The sequence below is a fragment of the Neisseria sp. P0009.S007 genome (genome assembly GCF_051962515.1).
Window position 1 is genome coordinate 1 of record NZ_JBQCVF010000504.1, and the last position, 1,045, is coordinate 1,045.

Genomic DNA, 1,045 nt, shown 5'->3' on the forward strand with positions numbered 1-1,045 from the left:
GGCTTGAGCCCTTAGGTCTTGAAGTCGTCTAGCTTTCCGGCAGCCAGCGCAAAAAAGCCAAAGACGAAGCCAAAGCCAAACTGGCTGACGGCTCTGTCAAAATCGCCGTCGGCACGCACGCCCTGTTTTCAGACGACGTCGAGTTCCAAAATCTGGGCTTAGTGATTGTGGACGAACAACACCGCTTCGGCGTCGCTCAACGCCTTGCCCTTAAAAATAAAGGGCGCGACGTCCACCAGCTGATGATGTCCGCCACGCCCATCCCGCGCACGCTTGCCATGAGTTTTTTCGCCGACTTGGACGTGTCCGTCATCGACGAATTGCCGCCCGGGCGCACCCCGATTAAAACCCGCCTCGTCAACAATATCCGCCGCGCCGAAGTCGAAGGCTTCGTTCTCAACATCTGCCGCAAAGGGCAGCAGGCATACTGGGTCTGCCCGTTGATTGAAGAAAGCGAAACCCTGCAACTGCAAACCGCTACCGAAACCCTCGAGCAGCTTCAGGCGGCATTGCCTGAACTCAACATCGGCTTGGTACACGGGCGCATGAAAGCCGCCGAAAAAGCCGAAGTCATGGCGGAGTTTGCGGCAGGCCGTCTGAACGTCTTGGTCGCCACTACCGTCATCGAAGTCGGCGTAGATGTGCCCAACGCCGCCCTGATGGTCATCGAACACGCCGAGCGCATGGGCTTGGCGCAGCTGCACCAATTACGCGGACGGGTAGGGCGCGGCGCGGCAGAAAGCGTGTGCGTCCTCCTGTTTGCCGAGCCCTTGAGCGAACTCGCCAAAGCGCGGCTGAAAGTCATCTACGAACACACCGACGGCTTTGAAATCGCCCGCCAAGACCTCAACATCCGCGGCCCCGGCGAATTTCTCGGTGCGCGTCAAAGCGGCGTTCCCATGCTGCGTTTTGCCAACCTTGAAGAGGACTTACACCTTTTAGAACAAGCGCGCGAAATCGCCCCTTTGCTGATTGAACAAAACCCTGAAATCGTCGAAGCGCATTTGGCAAGATGGCTTTCCAGCAGGGACGGTTATTTGGGCGT

General features: G+C 58.0%; 1 pseudogene. It reads left to right on the plus strand.

Annotated elements, in window-relative coordinates:
* Positions 1-1,045 (plus strand): annotated as a pseudogene (locus tag ACTHS3_RS14380) (ATP-dependent DNA helicase RecG); the annotation flags it as partial.